Source organism: Lysinibacillus sp. NPDC086135, assembly GCF_044746345.1.
GTDB lineage: Bacteria > Bacillota > Bacilli > Bacillales_A > Planococcaceae > Lysinibacillus.
The window spans coordinates 72410-85016 of the sequence record NZ_JBIVCA010000005.1 but is presented as its reverse complement, the minus strand read 5'-3'; the positions used below and the strand labels follow the sequence as shown (position 1 = coordinate 85016).

10 protein-coding genes and 1 pseudogene are annotated in these 12607 nt (G+C 33.4%); 5 read left to right on the top strand and 6 right to left on the bottom strand.

Annotated features, from left to right (window positions below; all coding sequences use genetic code 11):
* Positions 1-36: 36 nt before the first annotated feature.
* The 3 genes and pseudogenes from ACIPKN_RS09075 to ACIPKN_RS09065 all read right to left on the bottom strand — a co-directional run bounded on the left by ACIPKN_RS09075 (position 37) and on the right by ACIPKN_RS09065 (position 2354).
* Complete coding sequence (locus ACIPKN_RS09075) at positions 37-588, bottom strand: GNAT family N-acetyltransferase (protein WP_400935278.1); 552 nt, start codon at positions 586-588, stop codon at positions 37-39.
* A gap of 30 nt (positions 589-618) precedes the next feature.
* A pseudogene (locus ACIPKN_RS09070) lies at positions 619-1094 on the bottom strand (hypothetical protein); the annotation flags it as partial.
* A gap of 93 nt (positions 1095-1187) precedes the next feature.
* Positions 1188-2354, bottom strand: a complete 1167-nt coding sequence (locus ACIPKN_RS09065; protein ID WP_400935275.1) for a DUF418 domain-containing protein — start codon at positions 2352-2354, stop codon at positions 1188-1190.
* Positions 2355-3094: 740 nt separating this feature from the next.
* Between ACIPKN_RS09065 and ACIPKN_RS09060 the strand changes: the two genes are divergently transcribed.
* A complete protein-coding gene (locus ACIPKN_RS09060) occupies positions 3095-3796 on the top strand; it encodes a response regulator transcription factor (RefSeq protein ID WP_142508444.1) in 702 nt (233 codons plus the stop codon).
* On the top strand, positions 3793-5433 hold the full coding sequence (locus ACIPKN_RS09055; RefSeq protein ID WP_400935272.1) for a sensor histidine kinase: 1641 nt from the start codon (positions 3793-3795) through the stop codon (positions 5431-5433). The genes ACIPKN_RS09060 and ACIPKN_RS09055 overlap by 4 nt, the downstream gene beginning before the upstream one ends.
* A gap of 237 nt (positions 5434-5670) precedes the next feature.
* On the opposite strand, the gene ACIPKN_RS09050 is transcribed toward ACIPKN_RS09055, so the two are convergent.
* The 3 genes from ACIPKN_RS09050 to ACIPKN_RS09040 all read right to left on the bottom strand — a co-directional run bounded on the left by ACIPKN_RS09050 (position 5671) and on the right by ACIPKN_RS09040 (position 7652).
* Positions 5671-5991 (bottom strand): DUF4183 domain-containing protein, encoded by a 321-nt coding sequence (locus tag ACIPKN_RS09050; RefSeq protein WP_142508441.1) that lies wholly within the window; start codon positions 5989-5991, stop codon positions 5671-5673.
* A 50-nt stretch (positions 5992-6041) separates the two neighbouring features.
* Positions 6042-6485, bottom strand: a complete 444-nt coding sequence (locus ACIPKN_RS09045; protein WP_255505097.1) for a DUF4183 domain-containing protein — start codon at positions 6483-6485, stop codon at positions 6042-6044.
* 504 nt (positions 6486-6989) lie between these two features.
* Complete coding sequence (locus ACIPKN_RS09040) at positions 6990-7652, bottom strand: Crp/Fnr family transcriptional regulator (RefSeq protein WP_400935268.1); 663 nt, start codon at positions 7650-7652, stop codon at positions 6990-6992.
* Positions 7653-7736: 84 nt separating this feature from the next.
* Between ACIPKN_RS09040 and ACIPKN_RS09035 the strand changes: the two genes are divergently transcribed.
* The 3 genes from ACIPKN_RS09035 to ACIPKN_RS09025 all read left to right on the top strand — a co-directional run bounded on the left by ACIPKN_RS09035 (position 7737) and on the right by ACIPKN_RS09025 (position 12232).
* Positions 7737-8498 carry an HAD-IIB family hydrolase gene (locus ACIPKN_RS09035; RefSeq protein ID WP_400935266.1) on the top strand — a complete coding sequence of 254 codons (762 nt, stop codon included), beginning with the start codon at positions 7737-7739 and terminating at the stop codon, positions 8496-8498.
* An 899-nt stretch (positions 8499-9397) separates the two neighbouring features.
* Positions 9398-10759 carry a serine hydrolase domain-containing protein gene (locus ACIPKN_RS09030; protein ID WP_400935263.1) on the top strand — a complete coding sequence of 454 codons (1362 nt, stop codon included), beginning with the start codon at positions 9398-9400 and terminating at the stop codon, positions 10757-10759.
* Positions 10760-11194: 435 nt separating this feature from the next.
* A complete protein-coding gene (locus tag ACIPKN_RS09025) occupies positions 11195-12232 on the top strand; it encodes a Fic family protein (protein ID WP_400935260.1) in 1038 nt (345 codons plus the stop codon).
* The last annotated feature ends 375 nt before the right edge of the window (positions 12233-12607 follow it).

Sequence of the window (12607 nt, the reverse complement as noted above, 5' to 3'; positions counted from 1 at the left end):
GAGATGACTTCTGCAATGAACAGAAGCCATCTCTTACTAATTAGAGTGAATTTTAGTAAACTCATCCTTGGTCATTCCAAAATAGATCTCGTCATAAAAGGTACCATTTGTATAAATCATATTTCTTAATCGGCCTTCTTCAACAAATCGCAGTTTTTTATGTAGAGCTATAGAAGATGCATTAAAGGAGTAAACACAAATTGTTGCTTTCTGATAGCGAAGTTCAAAGAAATAATGCTTTAAAATCGTTAAAATCATATCTTTTGCATGCCCTTTTCCTCTATGTGGGGGAAATACCGTTATAGCATAGTCAAATGTCCCATTCTTTCCATCACAACCAGAAACCTCAATTGTCCCCACGACATTGTTTGAAGCATCCTCTGCAATCCAGTAAAAATCATCACTGTCAGTAGATGCCCCTTGTGATATTTCATTTATCCATTCTTCAATTTGCTGATTTGTCCGGGGGAAAGCGATTGAATCAAGGTTTTTAAGTATGTCATCATCTAAATTTTCAAATATATGAATGTCTTCAGACTTAGGCGCTCTTAACCGAATTTTTGCTCCGCGCCAATAGGAAACTTTCATTGAACTCATCTACCTTTCTAATTTGTATAGTTAAATTATACCATTATAATTGTGTAGAAAAGAACCACTAAAGAGTTCATTACTTTTACAATGTTTTATTAAAAATACAGCCACAATAGTTGTATTCACAAGGCCAATCGCCACTAGTAATAAATTACGCCATGCAAGTTCGAAGGGGCTAACATTACAAATAGCAGCAGGGATTAAAGCCCGTGGAATTAATGTTCCTTCTCCTACAAAGATCGCTGTTATTTGTCCTAAAGCTGTTAAAGTAGCAGTACCACCACCAATGCATTGCCAAACAAACTACCGACGGAATCTGCTAAGGAAATATTTGAGAAGCCAGAATCGTCTATGCCTGTAATGGCGCCAACGACTGCTAAAGTGACGACTGCAATTCCCTTTGTTAATGGAACTACAGCAGCTAGGCCCACACCGAGATCGTTGGCAATACCGTGTGAAGCCTCTAGTAATTAGTTACCAATAGTTTGCATAAATCCGGAATCACTAGATAGGGATTAAATGAAAAAAGAGCGATTAAAACATCGCTCTAAAAAATTATAAAATGGCAATTCTTTTCTTAGGTTCTTTGTTCATATCTAACAAACGACTTTTTGAGCTTGCTTTTTTTGCTTTAGATGATTGGGGTATGACCAGTGCGTCCACATATGTAAATTCTGTTCAAATGGACCTCGTTTATTTTTTTTCAAGTAGAAAAAGCTCGCTACACATTGCAAACTATATACAATAAGGCCTAACAAAATGCCATTAAAGACACCAAGTTTTCCATACAACCCTAAGCCATAGCCATAAAAGATAGTCGTACAAATAATGGATTGCATTAAATAATTTGTTAGCGATAGTTTACCAACATATTCAAAGACCTGTGAAATAATAGAGGTATGCCAAAATTTATACAGTAAGGCAGCTAAACATACATACCCTAACGATAATAACATAGCGCCGCCCATCGAAAACATAGGAGAAAAACTATTTTCCATTAGTCCTAGAGACTTGCACAACAGTCCAATTGGTACAAGAAGTGCCCCTAGCATATACCACTTTTTCTCCTGCTCCATATGTTCAAATGCACGTATTTTGGCTAGACCCATCCCTACTAAAAATAATGGTAAATGTAAAACTAGTCCAAATATCACTTTGGCCATATAAACTAAAGGATCTTCCATTCCTGGCATTTCAGCATGTTTACGAAAATCATATGTTTCTGCAAAAGTACCATTTACATATGTATGACTTTCTTTTTCAATATAAGTATCAATCCTTTGCTGTTGCTTCATTGAGACCTCACTTGGTCCATACAACAGCACAGTAGAAGTAACAAACAGTATCCCTGCCCAAATAAATGTAGTTTTTGCTTTTCGATTGATAAAAAGAATTAATAAAGGGATCGTTACACCATAAATTACTAAAATATCACCTTCCCAAATTACTGAATGTAGCCAACCTAATGCAATAAGACCAATACTCCGACGAAGAATTACCCATCTACTTTTTCTACCTTTTCGGTGTACAGATTCTACTAGTTTCATAAGTGAAAAGCCGAAAAGCAATGTGAAAATCGGCATAAATGAGTCTACAACAAAAACTTTCAAGAAGTACAGTGCACCTTGATCAAGCTGTGATAAACCCCTTACTTCATCCTTTCCTATAATTCCAAATTGAAAAATAAGCAAATTCGCGAGTAATATCCCAAGTAAACTAAATCCTCGCATACAATCAATAAAAGAAACTCGTTTTATTCCCAAAAATGTAACCTCCCAATTCATTATTTTGCTATTAGACCAAAGCACCTCTTCGATGTACAACTTCATTGGAGTCTTTCTAGTTGAGTCGGAAACCTTAGCTAAGAGGGCTATTTCTTTTTTCTTTTTATTTTGTCAAAGCTATCAAATATTAAGTTAGTAATTGAAAAGACAAATACTTCATAGATAAACGTCAGCATTCTGTTACCCTCCTTCTGTGCGTCCACAAATGTAAAATCTGCTCAAATGGACCTCGCTTTTTTAGCGCGGTACACATTTCAACCTATATACTTTTCTATGTTTCCAATAAGTAAATTCGCAAGTAATATCCTAAGTGAACTAAATCCTTGCATAAATCAATAATAGAAACTCGTTTTATTTCTAAACATGTAACCTTACTATTTAATATAGTGTAAGTATATGGGCATAACCTTATAGGAAGATAATGAGCATCTTAATAAAGTCTTAAAAACTGAATAAAAAGTTATAAAGTTTTATAAGAGGGATACGACTTTTTATGATGAAAAGATCACTGTTTTATGAGGCTTTTGTTGTATATTCATTTATCATGTAGAGTACAAGCACTAGCTATTAAGGGCCGAACCCACGTATTGTATGAATAAAGGAAACACGTTTTTTGATTGCGTTTAATCTCCTTAATTGGTTATCTTATACATAGTGGTTGGTAAAGCTTATTGTGAAATTATGACTACTTTAAATTAATCTTAAAAGAAGGTGATAGTATGCAAGATGCGTCAATTTTAGTGTTAGAGGACGAACGTGCAATTGCGGAAATGATTGAAATTATATTAAGAAAAGAGGGGTTTTTAGACATTACACTTTGCTGTACTGTTCAAGAAGCAAAAAATAAAATTAAAGCAAAGGTTTTTGATTTTTATCTATTAGATATTATGCTTCCTGATGGGAGTGGGCTGGATATGGCGAATATGATTCGTGAGCATAGTGAAGCGCCTATATTCTTTTTAACGGCAAAAGGTAGTGATGCAGATAAGCTTCGCGGTTTTATGAACGGTGCAGACGATTATATTACGAAGCCATTTAATCCACTTGAGCTCGTTGCGAGGGTGAAGGTACAGCTTACAAGATATATGAAGAAAAAGATTGGGTCAAAAAGCCATGTATTCACATGTGATGGGTTTACATTTGATATGGATGCAGCAGAGATAACGGTAGATGGTACAAAGGAAATTATTAGTGGGCGATTATTTCACTTACTGAAGTATTTATGTGAAAATGCAGGGCAAGTATTATCGAAGGAGCAAATTTATGAGCGTGTATGGGGTGATTGTTTGTTTGATGATAATACTGTGATGGTACATATTCGAAAACTACGTGAAAAAATTGAAAAGAATCCAGGTAAACCAACTTACATTATAACTGTAAGGGGTATTGGTTATAAACTTGTTGGAGATGTTCTTTCATGAAGCCAGCTAGGAGATTAACGCTTCGTTTTGTGTCTTATTTCAGCATTTTTTATTTACTAATCATTTCAGGCTTTATTATTTGTTTGGTGTTTTTCTTTCAATCTCTCATTGGTCATATGGGTGACAATATTCATACAATGACTTCTTCTGAAATTGAAGATAATGCTGTCATAGAAAAAGGCAAATCCATTAAGCTTGCTGATTATTTAGTGAAGCGAGCTGAAGAGAATGCAGGGCAATTATATTTGTTCAATGAATCGATGGATATTGTTGATTACACAGGAGATTCATGTGAACTATGTGGAATGACAGATAACGAAATAATGACTCTTCAACGCCCGGGGATGCACACATGGGAGATTCCTAAATATTATTTGTTATTTCTACCTATATCATCTGTCCAACCACTTTTTGAGGAGGCACTGCAAAATTGGAAAGCTACAGGGGGAATTTCAAATGTGGTACTCCAGCATTTACAAGACAATAAGGCATCTGTTGAAATCTATAATGAGCAATGGGATAGGATAGAGATCATTGGAGAGCGTTATAAAAAGCTACATAAGCCTCAATTGCTAGAAGAGAAATATGATATTTTTGAACATAAAGAGTTTATAGAGAATGCTGCTTTGGAGGATGGCTCGACACTAGTTGTACGGATGCCAAATCCGTCATACAAGCCTTTGGAAGATCCTTTTAAAAATGCAATGTTTTTATTTATTTTCAGCTTCTTTGGTGAAAGTATTATCATGTTAATAGGGGTATTCTTTTTATCAATTAGCATTTCTCGTCAATTTGTTCGTCCGCTTGTGTATATACTATCTCGAATAGAGCGACTTACACAGTTTGATTACAGTGAAGTAAGAGATAAGAAGGTACATCACCGAAAGACAGGTAAATTAAAAAGGAAATTTAAGTTATTTAAGCCAGTTGATGAATCTCTCAATCACTTATCGGAACGTCTTGACTCTAATGAACGGCAAATTAAGCATGCAGAGCAATTACGTGAAGAATGGATAACAGGCTTATCACATGATTTAAAGACACCGTTAAGCTCTATATATGGTTATTCAACCATGCTTGCTTCTAAAGATTATGAGTGGACAAATGAAGAAATGCGCGACTTTGCAACTACAATGCAGGAGAAGGCGACGTACATGGATGCTCTTATACAAGATTTAACCTATACGTACCAATTAAAAAATAAAGCGATCCAGCTTGAAAAAGTGTTATTACCACTCAACATATGGTTACCTCAATATGAAGATGAGCAGGTGTCTGTAAAGGTTTATGGGGATGTTAAGCTCGAAGCAGACGAGCTTTTATTAAAGCGCATTTTAGACAATTTAATAACTAATGCTAAAAAATATACGCCTGATGGTACAAAGGTAAGTGTAGAAGCGAAAAATATCGGTAATGAAATTATGCTGACCATTGCTGATAAAGGTCCTGGAATCCCTCAGAAGGAGCTTGATAACCTCTTTGAGCGATATTATCGAGGGACAAATACTACAGACGATACAACGGGTACAGGATTAGGGTTGGCTATTACTAAACAGTTAATTGATTTGCATGATGGAGCCATTAGTGTCCAATCGGGAGCAAGAGGTACAGTTTTTGTGTTGAAATTTAAACATTAAAATATTGTGAATTTGGGCAGTACAGATGAAAAACATTCACTCTTGAATAGGCTTGAAGTTGAAGTGTAGTTTTTTAGAGGATTATCTCTATATGAACAGCTTTTTCATAACTATTTTCAAATCGGAGCTTTGGCAGGAAATTAAAAATAAAGGGTCACCTGAAATAAAGTGACCCTTGTACAAAAGGTAGAAGAAAGGCTAGACATTTTCAACAGGCGATTAGTTAAAAATTAATCATTAAGTTTGTGTAACTAATTCTACAGCTTCTACTACTAATGGAGTTCCGGCTGAGATTGTGCCAGTAACACCGTTAAAAGTTAACTCTGTTGCAGAAATTGTATACGATCCACCTTCTTGTAATACACCGTTTATATAGAAATTATAGTAGCCGTGTGTTACTACTGGAAAAGCAGTCGCAGCAGTTCCACTATCATTTAGAAAGGCAGTTGCGGGGATTGTAGTACCGTCAGCAACTGTTAAATCTGCTGCTAACACATCAAAAAATCTTGTGGAAGTACCATTAACGTTTACATGAATATTAATAATTGAAAGTGCCATTTTTTTCACCTCCTTTCAAGGGAAAAAGAATAATTTAGCAGATTCTCCTATCACATTTGTTGGAAACCCAATGATTCAATAATGATTGGAGTTCCGGCAAAAATAGTTGTATTAAATGGCTTAAGGATTAATGAATCCGGGGTTACTTTATAAGCACCGCCTTCTTGCATCACAGCATTGATGTAAAGATTGACATATCCATTGGGATTAAAAAGCTTGAATTCTGTTACTGGATCGCCAGTATCATCTGTAAATAAATTAGCAGGAAGAGTTGTTCCATTTGTTAAATCAATATCATCTGTCACAATATAAAAATATCTATTTATTATTGGAATAATAGTTCCTTCAGGGATAACAACTGGAGGAGGTTGAATAGAACCTACATCAATAGCTTTCATACGGGGCCAAAAAATTCGATTATTTTCACAACAACTGTCACAAATCAATTTTTGCGGGTCCAATTTTCCCATTATTTTTTCACCTCCCTTTTTCATATGTTTTTGACCCCGTAAGTTATAGGCATTTTTTATAAAGAAAGATTTTCAAAAAAAAATATCTTATTTTTACTATATTTTATGAATTAGAATGGGAAGGTGATTGGCGCTTAGTCTATAAAAAGAGAATTAAATAAATTTTTTTACGAAAAAATAGGTTTTTGAATACCTTAAAGCAATTAAAATGGAGTTTTATAAAAGTAAAAAGTGATAGAAATACTGTTGAAAAAGCAAAAAAAAGAATTAGACTAGAAGAATTTGGAATAGATTGGTTTTGAAGAATTAAGCTTTTGTAGATTTTATTTTGTTTATAAATGAAAAAGCCATAGCGCAACAAAGTGCGAAAGTACTATAATCGTTCCTTGATTTCACGTATAACTACTATTTATTTTGTCAAACATAGACATAAAAATGATCACTTCTAAATCGAAGTGACCAAGTAGAGAGGATTAAAGGAAAAGAAAAACCTCAGAATTTAGTTTATGAAGTTTTGTTTTTCCATGTTTATTCAAAGCGTACATTTTCAGAAATTTCTTTCATCTTAGCCCGATCCAAAATTTCTATCGCATTATCTTCTCGAATGATAATCCCTTTTTCTGTCCAGTCCTTTAGGATACGATTTATATGTCTTTTTGTAGTACCAATTAATGAGGCAACATCATCTAAAGAATTTGTTTTTATGTATTGATTGACATGTGTTGGGGATTCAACAGTACATAAATAAGCTGCTAAACGTACATTTACTGGAGAAAGCGCATTAACTCTAGATGAAATTGTGCAAGTTAGGAGCTTATATGCTAACTCTTTCAATAATAATTGATTAAATTTACTATCAAATTTTAAATGAGTTTCGTACACTTCTAATGGAATAATTAAAACTTCACATGGCTCTACAGCGATACAGTTAGATACAATTAAACAATCTGTAAATATTTCAATATCGCCCATAATCGAGGGCTGTTGGCAGTACCTTAATAGTAACTCTTTCCCAGTCACTTCTAAACTTGATACCATATACCTTCCTGACAGTAAAAAATATATTCCGTCTATCTGGTCTCCTGCTTTTAGAATGTATTCATTTGGTTGGAAAGGACATACAATAAGGGATGAAGTTAGTTCTTGTGTAAAAGTGTAGTTATAAATAGATTTAAATAGACTTTGATTCATTTTTTCCTCCGAGACATCTGTCCTGTATTAATAGTATTAATTTTAATATAGTTATAGTTAATTAATAAAGAGGTAGGGATTCAAATGAACTTTGTATTCGATTTAGATGGAACACTTTGCTTTGATGGTAAAAGTATTGATAGAGAAATTATTGAAGCACTTCAAGAATTAAAGTTAGCAGGGCATCAAGTGATTTTTGCCTCAGCTAGACCTATTCGTGATTTAGTACCTATCATACCAAAGGATTTTCATGAAGGTCTATTAGTTGGAGGAAATGGAACATTTACTTATGATCATGGGCAAATTCAAGTGACACATTTTGAACAACAAATTTTGGACAAACTCATCACACTTATTCATCGACATCAGTTGAAATATTTAGCAGATGGTCAGTGGGATTACTCCTTTACAGGTGATATTGCACATCCTATTTATCGAAATATCGATAAAACCAATTCAACGAACATACCGTTGGAACAATTACTTCCAGTCTGCAAATTAGTTATTTTCCAACCAAATGAGGAAGTGTTAGAAGTGCTTGAAGCATTTCCAGTCATAGTCACACACTATAAAACTGAACATGCCATCGACATTAGCCCTCTAGGGATTAATAAAGTTAGTGGACTACATAGGTTGAACATTCAACAGTTTATTGCTTTTGGGAATGATAGCAATGACCAATGCTTGTTTGAACATGCAGTACATAGCGTATGCGTCGGGAATAATGACGTGAAACGTTATGCAAAAGAAAACATTGAACAAGCAGATGTAGCAGGGAAAATTCGAGCATTAAGGGGAAAGTATCGTGTAGATGAAGAAGACACATCTAAGCTTGTTAAAAATTAATTACCTGCTACACAGTACGAAGACAATATGCAGTAGCTTCTTCAAGAATCGGGCGTTATCCAGGAAGGATTGCGCTCTTTTGCTGTATTGGGTCTAACTGTTTATAAGGAAATTGGGTGCTATTGTTAGAATTATAGAGAAGATAGTGACATATTTTAGGGGGTAAAACGATGATTGGAATATTAGCAGGAATGGGACCGTTATACCAGTGAGTATTTTTATTAAAGGGCTGTAGCAACGATTGCTGCCTAGTACACAAATGAGGGTGGTATCGTGACGTTTAACCATTAAGCCAATGATAAGGACAATAAAAACAACGTAAATCCAATGAAGAGCCGTGAATTCAATCCCAACGTTTCCCCCTCAAAATTCAATCTGATTCTATAGAATATGAAGGGAAAAAAGTTATATGGTTTTAGGAAATTTTGACTGAAGTAGAAAATTGAAAAAGTAATAATAATATATAATAAAGGAGAGGTAGCAGAAAAGCTTACTGATGCGGTGAATAAATATTTATTACCTGCTGCAATAAGAGAACTTTCTAAACAACAACGCCAACAGCAACAATATATAAATTAAATGGAATCGAAAAAAAACAATTCATAATAAGAAAACAATGTTGCAACATCAGTAATAGTCCAAGTTCGCAACATTGTTTATTTTTTTTCGAAAAAGATTCCTTAAAAAATCTTTTGATACTTCGTACAGTAGTTAAAACAGTACTAGATGTAGAGTGGTTTAATATTAAAGAGTAGGGGGAAGTATGATTAAAAAGAGTATAGTTTTAATTACTAGCATTCTCTGTATTTTACTAATTATGTCTACAGATAAAGTTTTGGCAACAATAAGTAATAGGGATTTAGAAAATAAAACTGATTGAAGTTGAAATTGAGAGCAACATGAAAACACATGATATTCTGGGGATGGCCTTTGCACTAGTTGATTCTAATGGGATTATTTATTCTAAAGGTTTTGGAATTTTAGATATACGAGAAGATACCCAGCAGATTGACGAAAATACAAACTTTAACTTAGGATCGCTTTCTAAAGTGTTTACCACATTAGCTATTATGCAGCTTCAGGAGAAAGGATTTTTAAGTATAGAAGATCCTGTTGTTGACTATCTTCCTTGGTTTAAGACAAGAGATGCTTTCATGTCAAATCAAATTACTATTAAACATTTACTTAATCACTCGAGTGGTTTGCCAAGTCGTCTCAATGTTCATGATGTTAAAAGTGTAGATCGCCGGGAGATTATAGAGCAAATTAGTGATAAACTAGGTAATGTTATGTTAGTTGCAAAACCTGGTGAAACTTTTGAATACACTAATATGAATACCGATTTATTACAAATAATTATTGAGGAAGTTTCAGGTGTTCCTTTTATAAAATATATGGATGACAATATTTTTAAGCCTCTCGGAATGAACAGAACAGGGTATTTTACATTTGATAATCATCACCTTTCCAATACAGCAATGGGGCATCGCTATCAATGGGGGAAAATTAAACCCTATGAGGAAAAGCTAGTCTATGCTACATCTAGCTCGGCTGGGTTATCCTCAAATGCCACAGATTTAGCAAAGTTTATGATGTGTTTACTCAACGGGGGAATAACGCCTACGGGTAATCTGATTCGTTCAAATAGTATTACTGAAATATTCAAAGCTAATAAATATGGCGTAGGGTACAATTGGTATGTATATCCTCATAATATGTATATGGAGGGTGGGTTACCAGGCTTCACTTCAACGATGGTCCTTTCTTCTGATAAATCCTTTGGTCTTGTTCTCTTATCAAATTCGAAACAAGATATAACATACCATTCTGGATTTAATTTATTTAGAATAGTTGAAGGAGGAACCCCTAAACCTTTATTAGGTAAGGATTTTCCAAAGGTGAATTCTGCCGCTAAGATAATTCTTGGTATCACAATCTTCATTTGTATTATTTTAATCTCTGTATTAGGATCAACATGCTATAATTTAGCAAAAGGAAGGCATAGGGTAGCTTTTGCGAAACCTAGTTTCAGTAGATTTTGTGTGATCATTTTCTTACTAGTATTATACTTTGGAGTAATGTATTACATTTACGTTTTACTACCTTTTTACGTGGGAGTTCCTTCGTTATTCAACTTTAAAAAAGAACCAGATGTCACATCAGGACTGATTATATTTAGTATAGTACATACATTGCTCTCTTTAGTTTTATTCTTGAAAATCCTAATAATTCAAAAGGTTAAACAGATCCAATCGGTATAGTTTAATTAGAAATTAAAGCGTTGATCCAACAAGGGATTAACGCTCTTTTTGTTGAAGTAAATTGAACTAACGAAGCCGGTTTAGTTGTTCAACATACCTTTCGTTAAAATGGATGATTATATAGCGGGAAGAAAAAATATATATAAAATGTCACAAAAAATAATAAAAATCAGTACACTTAAAAGATAATATTCCGATATTTAATAATGTCTAATGTCTAACATCTATATTTACGATACATCCACTTTTTGAATAAATCAGTCTAAATTTTATACAAAAATTTGAAAAATAAATTAATCCTCTTTTTTTAGAAAGTAAAAGCTCTATTAAACCGGATGTTATTTGAATCGTAATACTGAATAACATTAGGAAAGCCTAACAACAAAAATTTACTATTGTAATAGAGCATTGAGAGATAGTAACAGGAGGAACAAAATGAGAAATTATTTCGAAGACCCGTACATAAATATTGAGCAACAACTAATAAACTTGGTCAGTGAAATTAGTGAATATAAAGGAATGTTGACCGCTTATAAAGAGCAAAGACCTGACATATTCACTAGCCTTGAAAAAGCTATACCCCTACAATACATAAAAAACTATATTTCAGTTTATGAGGATATAAAAGTTTCAAATAAGCGATTAAAAGAACTTATTTTAGATGATATGATGCCCCAATCAATTTCCGAAGATGCAATATTTTGTTATTATGAAACTTTGTCTTTAGTACATAAAAAATCTTGTACTTTTTCTATAAGTCCAGATACTATACAAGAATTGCATTTCCAATTAATTCATTATAATACCTCTGACGGTGCAAAATGGCGCCAAAAGCCATTTTCAATCCCAGGACTTCCCGAAAAAGGGATGCATACGATTTGTTATCGTCCTTTTCCACCTGAAAATATTCCGCGGGCAATAGAACAACTATGTAACCAGTACAATTTATTACATCGTAAAAAAGAGTTACCTACACTTATATTAATAGCTCGTTTTATATTGAACTTTTATTGCATAATTCCTTTTAGTCAAGGCAATGGTAGATTAACAATTATGTTAATGCAATTACTATTAGTAAAAAGCGGACATACATTTGTAAAATATGTTTGTTTAGATGAATATATAAAGAAGAGAGAGTCAGAATACTATGAAGCCATATTTAAATCGTCGGTTAATTGGTATTGTAATGGGCATAATAGTAGCTTCTGGCTAAAAGAGTTCTTAATTATTATTTTAGAAGCTTATGAAGATCTACATAGCAGAGTACTGGATTCTATATGTAAACATACTAAGGTAGAGCGAATTCAAAATTTTATTCATCATCAAAAGCAACCATTTACAAAAGAATGTATTCGAAACATTTACCCAGATATAGCTGAAAGTACTATTAGTAAAGCTTTAACTGATTTGCAACTATTAGGTGAAATTAAACTTATTTCAAAAGGGAGAAATGCGCGCTGGATGAAAGTATAGTCTTAATCTACACTTTTTAAAGTCGGGGCTAATCAGTTTTTACTAAACAAATCAAAAATCTACTCTAAGAACCAATTGCCAATCTTTAATCGGCAATTGGTTCTTTAGTTATCTATCTAGATAAGGAATGGAAAGCAATAAAAACGTCCTTTCTAAAATAACCAATATGTCTAAATTTTGAAGATTTATTGCCTATTCCGTTGGCAAAAATATGTCATTATTGCAATTTCAATCTGCTTATTTTCGCCATATTATGGCACATTCATGTTAATTTTGTTCCTATTAATCTACTTTAAAATCAATATTACAGCGAGAATTAACTATTTTACACATAAAATAGTTTCTTTACACTGCAGTTTGCCAAAAATTGTGACA